Source organism: Variovorax sp. PAMC28562, assembly GCF_014303735.1.
Taxonomy (GTDB): Bacteria; Pseudomonadota; Gammaproteobacteria; order Burkholderiales; family Burkholderiaceae_C; genus Variovorax.
The window spans coordinates 2,583,674-2,598,196 of record NZ_CP060296.1 but is presented as its reverse complement, the minus strand read 5'-3'; the positions used below and the strand labels follow the sequence as shown (position 1 = coordinate 2,598,196).

At 61.4% G+C, this 14,523-nt stretch carries 12 protein-coding genes and 1 other RNA gene; 5 read left to right on the top strand and 8 right to left on the bottom strand.

Annotation, left to right across the window (positions count from 1 at the left end; all coding sequences use genetic code 11):
* Positions 1-32: 32 nt before the first annotated feature.
* The 8 genes from H7F36_RS12235 to ompA all read right to left on the bottom strand — a co-directional run bounded on the left by H7F36_RS12235 (position 33) and on the right by ompA (position 7,908).
* Positions 33-1,040: a YncE family protein gene (locus H7F36_RS12235; RefSeq protein WP_410003022.1), complete on the bottom strand. Its 1,008-nt coding sequence runs from the start codon at positions 1,038-1,040 to the stop codon at positions 33-35.
* Positions 1,041-1,100: 60 nt separating this feature from the next.
* Entirely contained in the window at positions 1,101-1,829 is a 729-nt protein-coding gene (locus H7F36_RS12230) for a pseudouridine synthase (protein ID WP_187051082.1), read from the bottom strand.
* Positions 1,830-1,832: 3 nt separating this feature from the next.
* On the bottom strand, positions 1,833-3,608 hold the full coding sequence (gene ggt / locus H7F36_RS12225; RefSeq protein ID WP_187051081.1) for a gamma-glutamyltransferase: 1,776 nt from the start codon (positions 3,606-3,608) through the stop codon (positions 1,833-1,835).
* The gene (locus H7F36_RS12220; RefSeq protein WP_187051080.1) at positions 3,605-5,200 is read right to left on the bottom strand and encodes a methyltransferase regulatory domain-containing protein; all 1,596 of its coding nucleotides are present in this window, start codon (positions 5,198-5,200) and stop codon (positions 3,605-3,607) included. Before H7F36_RS12220 ends, ggt begins: the two co-directional genes overlap by 4 nt.
* A gap of 164 nt (positions 5,201-5,364) precedes the next feature.
* Positions 5,365-5,751: a transfer-messenger RNA gene (ssrA, locus tag H7F36_RS12215) on the bottom strand.
* A gap of 12 nt (positions 5,752-5,763) precedes the next feature.
* On the bottom strand, positions 5,764-6,441 hold the full coding sequence (locus tag H7F36_RS12210) for an HAD-IA family hydrolase (protein ID WP_187051079.1): 678 nt from the start codon (positions 6,439-6,441) through the stop codon (positions 5,764-5,766).
* Positions 6,441-7,163, bottom strand: a complete 723-nt coding sequence (ubiG, locus tag H7F36_RS12205; protein ID WP_187051078.1) for a bifunctional 2-polyprenyl-6-hydroxyphenol methylase/3-demethylubiquinol 3-O-methyltransferase UbiG — start codon at positions 7,161-7,163, stop codon at positions 6,441-6,443. Before ubiG ends, H7F36_RS12210 begins: the two co-directional genes overlap by 1 nt.
* A 91-nt stretch (positions 7,164-7,254) precedes the next feature.
* A complete protein-coding gene (gene ompA / locus H7F36_RS12200) occupies positions 7,255-7,908 on the bottom strand; it encodes an outer membrane protein OmpA (protein WP_187051077.1) in 654 nt (217 codons plus the stop codon).
* Between the two features lie 224 nt (positions 7,909-8,132).
* On the opposite strand from ompA, the gene gyrA reads away from it, so the two are divergent.
* The 5 genes from gyrA to H7F36_RS12175 are packed head-to-tail and all read left to right on the top strand — an operon-like array spanning position 8,133 to position 14,517.
* Positions 8,133-10,781, top strand: a complete 2,649-nt coding sequence (gyrA, locus tag H7F36_RS12195; protein ID WP_187051076.1) for a DNA gyrase subunit A — start codon at positions 8,133-8,135, stop codon at positions 10,779-10,781.
* Positions 10,774-11,361 carry a DUF2059 domain-containing protein gene (locus H7F36_RS12190; RefSeq protein ID WP_187051075.1) on the top strand — a complete coding sequence of 196 codons (588 nt, stop codon included), beginning with the start codon at positions 10,774-10,776 and terminating at the stop codon, positions 11,359-11,361. Before gyrA ends, H7F36_RS12190 begins: the two co-directional genes overlap by 8 nt.
* A gap of 20 nt (positions 11,362-11,381) precedes the next feature.
* The gene (gene serC, locus H7F36_RS12185) at positions 11,382-12,488 is read left to right on the top strand and encodes a 3-phosphoserine/phosphohydroxythreonine transaminase (RefSeq protein ID WP_187051074.1); all 1,107 of its coding nucleotides are present in this window, start codon (positions 11,382-11,384) and stop codon (positions 12,486-12,488) included.
* Positions 12,489-12,509: 21 nt separating this feature from the next.
* Positions 12,510-13,631 carry a prephenate dehydratase gene (gene pheA, locus H7F36_RS12180; RefSeq protein WP_187051073.1) on the top strand — a complete coding sequence of 374 codons (1,122 nt, stop codon included), beginning with the start codon at positions 12,510-12,512 and terminating at the stop codon, positions 13,629-13,631.
* A gap of 7 nt (positions 13,632-13,638) precedes the next feature.
* Positions 13,639-14,517, top strand: coding sequence for a prephenate dehydrogenase (locus tag H7F36_RS12175; protein WP_187051072.1), 879 nt, complete (start codon positions 13,639-13,641; stop codon positions 14,515-14,517).
* Positions 14,518-14,523: the final 6 nt, after the last annotated feature.

Here is a 14,523-nt window from a genome sequence, read left to right as displayed (position 1 = left end):
CAGCGATGAGTGCGACAAAAACACTCGCGAACTTAATAGAGCTTGGCATGGTCCAGCGTCCAGACACCGTGAGGCGAACGCCCCACGTTGATTTGCCGAATCACCTTGTGGCTCGCCAAATCGACGATGCTGAGTTTCTTGGCCCAGCGCGAAGTCACATACAAAGTCTTGCCGTCGGCGGACACGTCCATGCAATCCGGGCCGCCAGGCACGGGATATTCGTCGGTCACCTTGAGCGTTTGAATGTCGATACGGCTGATCGTGTTGGCCACGCGGTTGCTGATGAAAACACTTCGTCCGTCGCCAGCCGCGCGGAAGGCATGCGCGCCCTTGCCGGTCGGGATCTTGCCAACCAGCTTGGGTTCCGCACCCGCCACGTCGAACACCTGAACGCTATCGCCTCCGGTAAGCCCGACCAGCAGCGTCTTACCGCCATGGATGCCGAAAATATCGGCCGGCATCGCGCCCGTGGGTGTACGCCAGCGGATGGCCTGCGTGGCGAGGTCGATCGAGATCAACTCGTCGCTGTCCTGCATCGTCACATAGGCGATCGTGCTGGTGCCGTCGATCCAGATGTGGCTCGGCGTCTTGCCGGTCGGGATGCGCTTGGCCAGCTTCAGGTCCTTGCCGTCCCAGCGGTAGATATCGACGTGATTGAGGCGGTTACCGGCTGTGACGAACCACTTCATGTCGCGCGAGAACTGCAGCTGGTACGGATCGATGATGCCGTAGACCACACGTTGCACTTCGGCCGTGCGCGGGTTCAAAAACGTCAGGGAATCACCCGCCGAATTCGCCACGATGACCGACTTTTCGTCTGGCGTCATGTAGATGTGATGCGGCTCCTTGCCGGTCGTGATGCGCTGCTTTTCGGTCCAGTCGTCGGGACTGATGACGCTGACGCTGGCGTCGAGCGAATTCAGAACAAAGATCGGCGGAAGCTCGGTGGCGACGACCGGCTGAAAGAGGGGTGCCACGACAACGGCACACAGCAACAAAAAGCCCGCGAAGCGGCCGGTCGGCAGGACAAGAGAGCGCAAAAGAATGAGTCCGAAAGAAAGTCTTCCATTTTAACGGTCGACCCTGCCCATTGGCTGACGTCAGCGTGAGCTTCGAAGTGCCTCGACCTCGTCGGCGGCGAGCCAGCGCCACTGGCCCGCCGGCAAGGCGTCTGTCAACACGAGCGAGCCGATTCGCGAACGATGCAATGCCTCGACGCGGTTGCCCACCGCAGCGACCATTCGCTTGACCTGGTGGTACTTGCCTTCGGTCAATGTCAGGCGCAATTGCAGCTCGCCGGTGGCTTCACAGGCGGCCGCGCGCACGGGCTTCGGATCGTCGTCGAGTACAACGCCAGCCAGCAACTTATCGACCTGGGCGGCATCGACGGGATGCTTGGTCGTCACCTCGTAGACCTTGGGAACATGGTGCTTTGGTGAACCCATGCGATGGATGAAATGGCCGTCGTCGGTCATCAGCAGCAGCCCGGTCGTGTCCTGGTCGAGCCGCCCGACAGCCTGTACGCCCTGCACTGCACCTTTATTGGGCCTAAGCCTCAAGGGCGAAGGCAGCAATGTGTAGATGCTCGGGTAGGTCGAAGGCTTTTGCGAACACTCGGTGCCGCTCGGCTTGTGAAGCATGAGGTAAGCCTTGTCGTGGTACTCCCACGCCTTGCCCTGCACCGTGAATTGAAGGCCGGCGACGTCGATGTCGGCTGAAGGATCGACGATCACGGCGCCGCCGATGATGACGTAGCCCTGCTGGACCAGCCCTGCGCAAACGCGCCGCGTGCCGAAGCCTTGGGTGTAGAGAATTTCTTGCAGTTGCACTTGTCAGTATCCGAGGGCCAGACCCGTGTTTCGTCGCGGGTCGTTGGCGCCATAAAAGCGGTTGTTGCCAACCGGTTTGCCGCCAAGCGACGGTGCCCCGACGAGGATGGCAGCCATGTGATTGGCAGGTTGCGGGGTGGTGAAACGGTGACCCATCTCGGTCAGCAATTTCAGGGTGTCCGGACTGAAGACGTAAGGTTCGGCACTGGTCTCGTCGGGCATCCACTGCTGATGAAAGCGCGGGGCATCGACGGCCTCCTGCACGTTCATGCCATAGTCGATGATGTTCACGATCGTCAGCAGTACCGCCGTGATGATCCGGCTGCCGCCCGGCGTGCCGAGCACCAGCACCGGCTTGCCGTCTTTGCTGACGATGGTCGGGCTCATCGAACTCAGCGGACGCTTGCCAGGCGCGATCGCATTGGCTTCGCCTTGTATCAGCCCGTACATGTTGGGCACGCCAACTTTCGAGGTGAAGTCGTCCATTTCGTTGTTCAGCAAGACGCCGGTCTTTGCGGCCGTGACCTTGGCACCGAACCAGTCGTTCAGCGTGTAGGTCACCGACACCGCGTTGCCCCACCGATCCATGATGGAGTAGTGGGTGGTGTTGCTGCCTTCGTGCGGCGCCACGCCATGCTTGATGTCTTGCGAAATGCCGGCCTTCTTCGGGTCGATCGCAGCGCGGATCTTCCCGGCATAAGCCTTGTCGAGCAACCGGTCGAGCGGGTTCTTCACGAAGTCCGGGTCGCCGAGGTAACTATTGCGGTCGACGTAGGCATGCCGCATCGCCTCGATCTGGTAGTGCACGGCCTGCGCAGAGCGGTAGCCCAACTCTTTCAGCGGATAGCCTTCGAGCACGTTCAGCATCTCGCAGATGATGACGCCGCCGGAACTCGGTGGCGGCGCCGATATCACGTGGTAGCCGCGGTAGTCGCACTCAATGGGCGCCAGCTCGCGCGTCTGGTATTGGTCGAGATCGGCCTGTGTGATGAGCCCCTTGCCTGCGCGGCTCGACGCAACGATGGCGGCCGCGACAGGACCCTTGTAAAACCCGTTTGTGCCGTTGCGACTGATGGCTTTGAGCGTCGTCGCCAGATCTTTCTGCACGATCTTCTGGCCGACCACAAAGGGTTCGTCGTTGTTGAGAAATATTGCGGCCGACGCGGCGTCTTTTCTGAAGGCATCGGTAGCCGTCCGAAGCATGTCGATGTCGCCCTGCCCCAGTGCGAAACCACGCTCTGCCAGCGCGATCGCCGGCGCGATCAGGGCGCCGCGCGGCATGGTGCCGTACTTCGAGCGCGCGAACTCGAGCCCCGACACGGTACCGGGAATGGCGACCGCCAAATGGCCGCGCGTGCTCAGCCCATCGACAACGTTACCGGCGCGGTCCAGGTACATGTCTGCGGTTGCGGCCAAGGGTGCTTTTTCGCGAAAGTCCAGAAAGGTCTTGCGACCGTCCGCCAGCTCCAATGTCATGAAGCCGCCACCCCCCAGGTTGCCGGCCGCCGGATAGACCACCGCCAGTGCATAGCCGACCGCGACCGAAGCATCGACAGCATTGCCGCCGCGCTTCAGCACTTCGACACCGACCTTCGTCGCCAGGTGCTGCGCCGAAACGATCATGCCGTTTTGGGCGGCTACCGGCGCGTGCGACGCCGCATCGGCCTGCTGCGATGTTGCGCTCCAAAAGACAAGGACGGCGGCAACTGCACATCGCCATCTCGCTCGTCTCAAGTCGCCTGTCGTCGCCTTTAGAGACACGATACCGCAAACGCTCATGCAACGAGCAACGCCTTGCGCCGCAAATCCGCCAGCGCCAGCTCGACCTGCTTCAGCGTGAACTCCTTGAGAGCATGGCCATCGGTGATCGGCTTGTCATCCTTGATGAAGCGAAGCCTCTCGGCGCGCGCTTCGCTGGCGAGATGCTCTGCCAATGCTTCGTGGGAATTCGAGCCATCGAGCAGCGGCAACAGGCAGCGCTCGAGCAACGACAGCGCCACGGGTTCATGCCATTGGTTGCAGACGCTGGCAGCAGGTCCGGCGGTCAGCGCCAAGCCGGGTGCACGACGAATTGCCGCCAACGCGACAGGACGATCCGAAACAGCCTTGGCCGCCGTCTTGGAGCCTCGCCGTATCCGCACCGCACCGAGAATCAGCAACTCTTCGAGCATGCCCGCAACAAAGGGCTCGACAGAGGTTCGCAGATCACCTGTGCGCTCGGCTACCGCAGCGATGAGCGCGTCGGTCGACACCGTGGCGGGATAGCTTTCATCGAGCACTTGCGCGACCGCCTTGTGCACTGGCAGGCGCAACGTCACCTTCAGGTTGCGCATCGCATTGCAGGGCTGCTCGCGGTTGTCGAGGGTCAGCGGCGTGCCGTCTTGCGCGCTGAAGGTCCCCGCATATTCGAGCTTGCCGTTGCGTTCGGGATCGAGGCGGTAGCGAATATCGCCGGCTCGTTCCTGCTTAACCAGCAGCGTCTGCCTGAACGTCCGGTTGACCAGAAAGTCGAGGTACTGCTCCATCAAAACTTGGCTGCCGCCGCACTCGCGCAACAGCGGATCGCGAACCTTCTCGCCGTAGTTCTGGACGAACATCGACGAGGGCTCGGCATCGGCCAGGTAAGCCAGACCGTGGACACCGGCACGCTCGACGAACTGCTTGAAATAGCACGGCGCATTGCAGGGCTCGAGAAACTCGTGCAGCAGATACGAGCTGTTCGCGCTGCGAACGATCGGCATCGTCTCTTCGAGCGTCTTCTTGAGCACGCTGTCGGGCCGAGCCGATTGCTCCAGAAACTCCAGCATGCCGCGCGCATAAGAGAGCTTCTCGTCGGGCTCGTCACGCGGCGCGCCGCGCAGAATCATCGCGTCGCGCACGATCTCACGGGCCTTCCAGCCCGGATAAACGTTGTAGCTGATGTATGCGACGCCATTCGGCGCGAGATTCTCTGAGCAGACGCGAAGAATGGCGTTCTGCACTTCGGGCGGCACCCAGCTGTAGACGCCGTGGCAGACGATGTAATCGAACTGCCCGAACGAAGCATCGATTGCAGCGATGTCGAAGGCGCGCAGCGTGACATTGGCAAGGCCCGACAGCCGGATCGCGTCGACACCCTGCGAGATCTGCACCGTCGAGAGGTCGATGCCCAGCGCAGTGGCTTCCGAATGCCTGGAAGCGAAAGGGATGAGGTTGCCGCCCGAGGCACAACCGAGTTCGAGCACGCGCGCGTGCTCCGGCCGCGGTGCATCGAGTCCGAACATGTACGCCAGCGCTTCGAGGTGTTCCACCGCCGTTTGGGGAAACGGGTGGGAGTCGTACGGCACCGAGTCGTAGTACCGGGTGAGTGCGGAGGTCAGTGTTTCCGACATGGCGATCCTGGTCATCGAAGTTGGCGAGGAACCCCGCCGAAACCCGACTGACTATAGCCGCGCCAACCGCGGCTCATCGAGGCTATGGAGGACGCGGTATCAAGGGAGCCCCGGCCGCGCCACGAGAAAGGGCCAACCGGTAAAGGTTGGCCCATCAGGGAAAGTGGTGGAGCTGGGGGGATTTGAACCCCCGTCCGCAAGCCTTCATCGCGCAGATCTACATGTTTAGCGATCTGATTTAAGTCTCGCCACCGATGTCGCGCAGTCGCACGCTACACCGGCCGCCAGCACCCTATTTTCTTGCCCCGACCCAAGGTACCCGGATCGGAGCCAGCCCATGTAATTATCTTTGCAGCCGGGAGGTTCTAGATTGCTCTAAAGCCCCCTTGCCCAGCCCATCGGCCTGCTGTTGCAAAGCTCACCGGCAATTAAGCGGCGAGTGCGAAACGTTCGTCGTTTGCAGTTAGTTTGTTTGAATCTGTTTTACGAGCGCATTCAGCTCGACATGCACCACTGCGATTCCGAACCCACGTCGAAACCAGTGCAGCCCCAAGCGACCTATTTTAGGCCTTATTCGCCCGCTTCAAGAGCGCCAGGAGCGCCATTGGAAAAGAGATGGTGGCATCGGCCTGCCAGAGCGTCACGTCAGCTTGCGCGCCCATATAGCCGTAAGTCGCCGCTACCGTCCACATTCCCGCAGCGCGGCCTGCAACGATGTCGCGCTCGTCGTCGCCCACATACACGCATGCAGCCGGGTCTACCCCCAATCGACGGGCCGCTTCAAACAAGGGCTCCGGATGCGGCTTGGAGAACGGCGTGGTGTCACCGCTGACGACAGCACCCGCAGTTGCGAACAATGGCATCGCGCCGGTGAGCGGACCGGTAAAGCGCGCCGATTTGTTGGTCACGACGCCCCAGGGAATGCCTCTGAATGTCAGCGCTGCGATGAGCTCGGGCACCCCGTCGAAAGCCAGCGTATTCCTCAGCATCCGGTTTTCGTACTTGACGAAAAACTCTTCCCTCAAGGTAAGAAACTCCATCGCGTCCGGTGTGATGTCGAAGGCCACACCGAGCATGCCGCGGGCACCGGCGCCCGCCATTGGGCGGTATCGATCCAATGGGATCGAAGCCATGCCGCGGTCGGTGCGCATCTCATCGGCGGCAGCACCGAGATCAGGCGCGCTGTCGATCAACGTGCCGTCCAGGTCGAACAAAACGGCCTTGATATCGCTGGTCAACATCAGGCTTCAACCGCCAACGGCTTTTGCGTAGCGAACATGTAGTTCACGCTTGTGTCGGCGCTGAGCCAATAGCGACGGGTCAGCGGGTTGTGTTCCATGCCGCGCGTCTGCCGGAGATCCAACCCGGCCGCCCTGCAATGTGCCGCCAACTCGCTGGGGCGGATCATCTTCTGGTACTCGTGCGTGCCGCGGGGAAGCAAACCCAGCAGGTATTCGGCTCCGACGATGGCGAACAGGAAAGACTTCGGACTGCGGTTGATCGTAGAGAAAAAGACCCAGCCGCCCGGCTTCACCAAGTTGGCGCAGGCTTGCACGACCGAGCCGGGTTCAGGCACATGCTCCAGCATTTCCATGCACGTCACGACATCGAAGGCGCCCGGCTGTTCTGCCGCGAGCGCCTCGGCGCTGACTTCCCGGTACTGGACGCTTCGGGTACCGGCTTCCAGCGCGTGCAATTGGGCGACTTTGAGTGCCTTTTCGGCAAGATCGACGCCAAGCACATCCGCCCCTTTGCGGGCCATCGAGTCGGCAAGAATTCCACCTCCACAGCCGACATCCAGGACTCGCTTGCCGCGTACGGGCACGATTGCATCGATCCATTCGAGTCGCAATGGATTGATTTCGTGAAGCGGTTTGAATTCGCTCTCCAAATCCCACCAACGGTGCGCGAGCTCCGAGAATTTGGCGAGTTCGGCGGGGTCGGCATTCACTGTTTCGGTCATAACCGGATTATGAAGCGGGACAAACGTGTGGCTGTCAGGCATAAAAAAAACCCCGCCAAGGCGGGGTTCGTTTTCAGCCGATTCTTTCGAATCAGTTGGCGCGGGTACCGACCACTTCGATTTCCACGCGGCGGTTCTTGGCGCGACCTTCTTTGGTCTTGTTGTCGGCAACAGGTTGCGACTCGCCCTTGCCTTCGGTGTAAACGCGGTTGCGTTCGATACCTTGGGAGACCAGGAATGCCTTGACAGCTTCGGCGCGGCGGACCGACAGACGCTGGTTGTAAGGCACGGTGCCGATCGAATCGGTATGACCGACAGCAATGATCACTTCGAGGTTGACGCCACGGATCTTGGAGACCAAGTCGGTCAGCTTGGCGCGACCTTCAGGCTTCAGGACCGACTTGTCGAAGTCGAAGAATGCATCGGCAGCGAAGGTAACCTTCGATGCGGCAACTGCCGGCGGCGCTGGAGCTGCACCGGGCGCTGCGGGCACGACACCAGCAACAGGAGGGGCAGCGGGGACGAGCGCACCATCGCAACCCTTGGCAGCCGTTGCGGGCGTCCAGTTGGCATCGCGCCAGCAGAGTTCGTTGGTGCCGTTCTTCCACACCAGTTCGTTCGTGCTGTTTTGCCAGTTGTCGATCACGGCACCACCATCAGCAGCGGTAACACGCGTCTGCGCGCCGGCGGCCGTGGCGAGCGCAGCGACTGCAAACGTCATCGCTACTTTATTCAGTTTCTTCATGGTTCTCCTCTTGGGGAAAAAGCCGCAGCCGCGCTGCGAATCAAGGACGTTTTAAGTGACCACCACCCAAAACGTTGAGGCGATTGTGCCATAGGGTCTTTGGCAAACAGCTCGCTGGCGCCCTTGGAATCGTAGGACAGAGGCCGAATAGCCGCCTTGTGTTGCGGCGGTGCGACACCCCGTGAAGCGTAAAATTTCGCCTCCTTGCTGTCTGCGTGCCACCCATGACCTCGTTCGCCAAAGAAACCTTACCTATTAGTCTCGAAGAGGAGATGCGCCGCAGCTACCTGGATTACGCGATGAGCGTGATCGTCGGTCGCGCACTGCCCGATGCGCGCGACGGCCTAAAACCAGTGCATCGGCGCGTGCTTTTCGCGATGCACGAACTCAACAACGACTGGAACCGGCCGTACAAGAAGTCGGCCCGTATCGTCGGCGACGTCATCGGCAAGTACCACCCGCACGGCGACCAGTCGGTCTACGACACCATCGTTCGCATGGCGCAGAACTTTTCGATGCGCCACATGCTGGTCGACGGCCAAGGTAATTTCGGATCGGTCGACGGCGATATGGCCGCGGCAATGCGATATACCGAAATTCGGCTCGCAAAAATTGCGCACGAAATGCTGGCCGATATCGACAAGGAAACGATCGATTTTCAGGACAATTACGACGGTTCCGAAAGGGAGCCTGCTGTTCTGCCGAGCAAGCTACCCAATTTGCTGGTCAATGGCGCCGGCGGAATTGCGGTGGGTATGGCCACCAACATCCCTCCGCATAACCTGAACGAAGTGGTCGACGCTTGCCTGCATTTGCTGCGTAACCCGACCGCCTCGATCGACGAGCTCATGGAGATCATTCCGGGACCCGACTTCCCTACCGCCGGGATCATCTACGGCATCAACGGCATCAAGGACGGGTACCGCACCGGACGCGGCAAGGTCGTGATGCGCGCCCGCTGCCACTTCGAGGACATCGACCGCGGTCAGCGGCAGTCGATCATCGTCGACGAGCTGCCTTATCAAGTGAACAAGAAGACGCTTCAGGAGCGTATGGCCGAGCTGGTCCACGAAAAGAAGATCGAAGGCATCAGCCACATCCAGGACGAGTCCGACAAGTCGGGCATGCGGCTGGTGATCGAGCTCAAGCGCGGTGAAGTGCCGGAGGTCGTGCTGAACAACCTCTACAAGCAGACCCAGCTACAGGACACTTTCGGGATCAACATGGTCGCGCTGATCGACGGTCAGCCCAAGCTGTGCAGCTTGAAAGATCTGATCGAGGTCTTCCTGACGCACCGCCGCGAAGTGGTGACGCGCCGCACCGTCTACACCTTGCGCAAAGCCCGCGAACGCGGCCATGTGCTGGAAGGCCTTGCCGTCGCACTCGCGAACATCGACGAATTTATTGCGATCATCCGCAATGCGCCAACGCCGCCGGTGGCCAAGTCCGAGCTGATGGCGCGCCCGTGGGACAGCAAGCTCGTGCGCGAAATGCTCACCCGCACACGCGCCGACGGCGGTGTGATCAACGCCGACGACTATCGGCCTGACGGGCTGGAAGCCGAGTTCGGCATGGGCGGCGACGGTCTGTACCGTTTGTCTGAAACGCAGGCCCAGGAAATCCTGCAAATGCGCCTGCAGCGCCTGACCGGCCTCGAGCAGGACAAGATCGTCTCCGAGTACAAAGAGGTGATGTCCGAGATTGACGACCTGCTCGACATTCTGGCCAAGCCGGAACGCGTTTCGACCATCATCGGCGACGAACTTGCGACCATCAAACAGGAATTCGGACAGACCAAGCTCGGCGCGCGCCGCAGCCAGATCGAGCACAGCGCTTTCGACCTGTCGACCGAAGACCTGATCACGCCGACCGACATGGTGGTGACGCTTTCGCACAGCGGCTATATAAAGAGCCAGCCTCTCGGTGAGTACCGGGCCCAGAAGCGTGGCGGCCGCGGCAAGCAGGCCACGGCGACGAAAGAGGACGACTGGATCGACCAGCTCTTCATCGCCAACACGCACGACTACATCCTGTGCTTCTCGAACCGCGGCCGACTGTACTGGCTCAAGGTCTGGGAAGTCCCGGCGGGTTCACGCGGGTCGCGCGGACGACCGATCGTCAACATGTTCCCGCTGCAAGAAGGCGAAAAAATCAACGTCGTGCTGGCGCTGACCGGCGAAAAGCGCACCTTCCCTGCCGATCAATACGTGTTTATGTCGACCTCGATGGGAACGGTCAAGAAGACAACGCTCGACGAGTTCAACAACCCGCGCAAGGCCGGCATCATTGCCGTCGACCTCGATCCGGGCGACTATCTGGTCGGTGCCGCACTGACGGACGGCAAACACGACGTCATGCTTTTCTCAGACGGCGGCAAAGCGGTTCGCTTCGACGAAAACGACGTACGCCCGATGGGCCGCAATGCACGCGGTGTGCGCGGCATGATGCTCGAAGACGGCCAGGGCGTTATCGCCATGTTGGTGGCGGAAGACGAGCAACAAAGCGTGCTGACGGCAACAGCGAATGGTTACGGAAAGCGCACAAGCATTACCGAATACACGCGTCATGGTCGCGGAACCAAAGGCATGATCGCGATTCAACAGAGCGAGCGCAACGGCAAGGTGGTTGCCGCCACTCTGGTGCACGCGGACGACGAAATCATGCTCATTACCGACAAGGGCGTGCTCGTTCGCACCCGTGTCGCCGAAATTCGCGAACTCGGTCGCGCGACGCAAGGCGTCACGCTGATCGGCCTCGATGAAGGCGCCAAACTCAGCGGTCTACAACGCATCGTCGAAAACGATGCCGTGGCCGAGCTTGAGCCAGGCACCGACGACACTTCCTCATCTTCAACGGAGAATCCCAGTGAATAAATTCAAACTCGCTCTGCTGACCACGGCGTTGGCCGCAAGTTCCATGGCCATGGCCCAGGACAAGGCGCCGCTCATCAAGCAGTTCATCGATCTGCAACGCCCCGGAATCGAATCGCTTGCGCGCGGTTTGGTCGAACAGTCGAGTGCCCCAATCGCTCAGGCCGGTTCCGCTTACCTTCAAACGCAGGTGCCCGCCGACAAGCGTGAGGCTGCCGCAAAGGCTGCCGATGCCGAGCTCAAGAAGTATTTCGACGAGTCGTACCCCATCGTGCGCGACAAGGCCGTCGCACTCGCCCCTGACGCGCTCGGCCCCCTCATGGACCAGAGTTTTACCGCCGACGAGCTGAAGCAACTGGTCGCCTGGATCAGCTCGCCGCTGAGCAAGAAGTACCAGGAACTGAATCCGAAGATGCAGACCGCGCTGACCGAAAAGCTGGTTGCAGAAACGCGTTCGACCATCGAGCCGAAGATGAAGACGCTCGACGAGAACGTCGCCAAGGCTCTGGGCGCTCCGGTCGGAGGCGCTGCACCGGCTGCCAGCCGCCCTGCGCCACCGGCCAAAGCGCCTGCCAAGAAGTAATCAGGACCCGCTCGATAGCGATGACGCGCCCCTATAACTTCTCCGCCGGTCCGGCCGCGATGCCGGAGACGGTGCTCCAGCGCGCCGCCGAAGAAATGCTCAATTGGCACGGCAGTGGCATGGGCGTGATGGAGATGAGCCATCGCGGCAAGGAGTTTGGTGTGATCGCGACACAGGCGGAGGCGGACTTCCGCACGCTGCTCGCGGTGCCCTCCAACTTCCGCGTCCTGTTCATGCAAGGTGGCGGTTTGGGTGAAAACGCGATCGTTCCTCTGAACCTTTCGCGTGGCACGACCGCCGACTTCGTCGTCACCGGCAGTTGGAGCGTGAAGTCGCACAAAGAGGCGCAGCGCTACTGCACTGGGAACATCGCTGCCAGTAACGCCGCGGACGGCCACACGCGACTTCCCGAGCCATCGACCTGGAAGCTCACAAGTGACACTTCGTACGTGCACGTGTGCACCAACGAAACCATCAATGGCGTCGAGTTCCAGGAATTGCCCGACTTGGCGGCACTCGGTTGCAAGGCGCCGCTCATCATCGACTTTTCATCGCACGTCGCGTCGCGCAGCGTCGACTGGAGTCGCGTCGGCCTCGCGTTTGGCGGCGCGCAAAAGAATCTCGGTCCGGCCGGCCTGACGATCGTCGTGGTGCGCGATGACTTGCTCGATCGCGCGCTGAATATCTGCCCGAGCGCATTCAACTACAAGACGGTTGCCGACAACCATTCGATGTACAACACGCCACCGACCTGGGGCATCTATGTGGCGGGGCTCACGTTTCAATGGCTGCTGCATCAAACCGAGGGCGAGTTGTCGGGCGTTGCAGCGATGGAGCAACGCAACGCTACCAAAGCCCGCTTGCTCTATGACTTTGTCGACGGTTCGGCGTTCTATGAAAACAAGGTCGACGCGAGCTGCCGTTCACGCATGAATGTGCCGTTCTTCCTGCGCGACGAAACCCGCAACGAAGCGTTCCTGGCAGGCGCCCGCGACGCCGGATTGCTGCAGTTGAAGGGCCACAAATCGGTCGGCGGAATGCGCGCCAGTATTTACAACGCCATGCCGCTCGCGGGCGTGCAGGCGCTGGTGGGCTACATGCGAGAATTCGAGCGAACGCACGCCTGATTCAGCTGCGAATTCGATTTGATGACCGCCTCTGCTCCACCGTCCGACCCTTCCGTTCGTAATTCCGAAAGCCTTTTGGGGCTGCGCGTGCAGATCGATTCGCTCGATCAGCAACTGCTCGGACTGCTGAACCAGCGTGCACACGTCGCCGAACAGGTGGGTGAGATCAAGAAGCGCGAGGGCACGCCATTCTTCAGGCCTGATCGCGTCGCGCAAGTCATCGAAAAGATGCAGCACACCAATGCGGGTCCGCTGAAGGATCTGCATGTGGCGGCGATCTGGCGCGAAATCATGTCGGCGTGCCTGGCGCTCGAATCGCCCCAACGCGTTGCCGTGCTGGGGCCGGAAGGCACGTTCTGCGAACAGGCTGCCATCGAATACTTCGGCGGCGCAGCCGACCTAGTCTACTGCGCGAGCTTCGATGAGGTATTCCATGCGACTGCTGCAGGCAGCGCGCAATACGGCGTTGTCGGGGTTGAAAATTCGACCGAGGGCGTCGTTACGCGGTCGCTCGATCTATTCTTGCATTCGCCCGCTCATGTCGTGGGCGAAGTAAGCCTGCTGATCCGCCACAACCTGTTGCGCAAGACCAATGTGCTGGACGACATAGAGGTCGTGCTGGCGCACCCGCAAGCGCTGGCACAGTGCCAGACCTGGCTTTCCAAGCATTTGCCGAACGCAGAACGTCGCGCAGTGTCCAGCAACGCTGAGGGTGCGCGACTGGCCTCCACTAACTCGGCCTGGGCTGCTCTCGCGAGTGAGCGCGCTGCGACGCGATTCGGCTTGCACATCATTGCCCATGCTATTCAGGACGACGCCTACAACCGCACGCGCTTCGCTATCATCTGCCTGCCCGAAACGCTGGCGACACCGCCCGTCTCGGGGCGCGACTGCACGAGCCTCGTGGTGTCCGTCACTAACCGTCCTGGCGCACTGCACGACCTGCTCGTGCCGCTCAAGACGCACGGTGTTTCGATGACGCGATTCGAGTCGCGGCCCGCGCGCACGGGCCAGTGGGAGTACTACTTCTACATCGACCTGGACGGTCATCCGCTGCAACCCAATGTCGCCGCCGCACTTGCCGAACTGCGCACCACGTGCGCGTTCTACAAAATGCTGGGCGCCTACCCCGTGAACGCCTGACGCCGCAATGTTCGAGCAACTCGGTTTGATCGGCTGCGGACTCATGGGCGGTTCGTTCGCGCTGGCGTTGAAACGCGCCAAGCTGGTAAAGCGCGTGGTCGGCTACAGCAAGTCGCCGTCAACCACGGAGCGTGCAAGACAACTCGGCGTCATCGACGTTGCAGCGCCCTCCGCGCTGCTTGCCGTATCGGGTGCCGACCTGGTGCTGATCGCGGTACCCGTGGCGGCATCCGAGGCCACGTTCAAGGCGATCCGGCACGGCCTTGCGCCCGACACGCTGATCATGGATGTCGGCTCGACCAAGGGCGACGTGATCGATGCTGCGCGGCGCGGATTGCAAGACCAGTTTTCCAGCTTCGTTCCATCGCATCCGATTGCCGGCAAGGAAGTGGCCGGCATCGAGCACGCCGATGCAGCCCTCTATGCTGGCCGCCAGGTGGTGCTCACGCCAGTCAAGTCAACGCTTCGCTCGAAGGTTCAGCGCGCGTCTCAGGTCTGGACCGACATCGGCGCGCACGTCGTCACGATGACCCACCAGGATCATGATTTGGCTCTCGCCGCGGTCAGCCACTTGCCGCATCTGGTCGCTTTCGCTTTTACCAACGCAATTGCGGCGCACCCGCACGGCGCGCGCTTCATGGCGCTGGCAGGGCCGGGTTTTCGCGACTTTTCGCGCATCGCCGCCAGCGACCCTGCCGTGTGGCGCGACATCTTGCTGGCCAACCGCGAGCAGGTGCTGCTGCAGTCGCAGGCCTTCCGAAAGCAGCTGACGCAATTCGAGGCGCTGATTGCTTCGGGCGATTCTCAGGCGCTGGAAAACGCGATCGCCGAGGCAAGCCGCACGCGGGCGCAGTGGCAGCCGTCCGGCTCCTCTTCCGGCAACTGACGCCCG